Genomic DNA, 445 nt, shown 5'->3' with positions numbered 1-445 from the left:
GGTTTCTACTTTATTAAACGAAACAAAATAGCCAGTGGGATTGGTGCCGTGCAGTACGGGCTTGCCCGCTTTTTGCTGCAGGCGCCACTGTAATTTATGCGGTGCTTCCGAGGCGTTATCGTTCAGCCCGCTTGGGCGGTAGAACATTCTAATTCGTGTACGGAATGCCAACTGCAGAAGATTTTTTTCGTTAACGTCTTCGTCTTTCATTTTGTGCGGCACTTCAAGGACGTTAAACCAATAGATACTTTCCCGATCTTTCGGTAATGCGCGTCCGCCGGTAAAGGTGATTTTCACTGTCTGCCCGCGGCCCGCTTCAATGCGCGACACCGGCGGCGTTGCGTTGAAAGGAAGATTAATCGTGCTTGCGTCGGCGTTGTGATTGCCGTCATCCAGCCAGCTTTGCGTTCATGCCGGGCGCGAACCTTTATTTTCCAGCCGAATT

Annotated in this window: 1 pseudogene; it reads right to left on the bottom strand. The window is 51.0% G+C overall.

From position 1 onward, the window contains the following. A pseudogene (locus ACU8YC_RS27700) lies at positions 1-445 on the bottom strand (fimbria/pilus periplasmic chaperone); the annotation flags it as partial.

The organism is Citrobacter sp. VF227 (genome assembly GCF_052950715.1).
The sequence above is the reverse complement of the archived record's forward strand: the minus strand, read 5'-3'. Positions and strand labels throughout refer to the sequence as shown.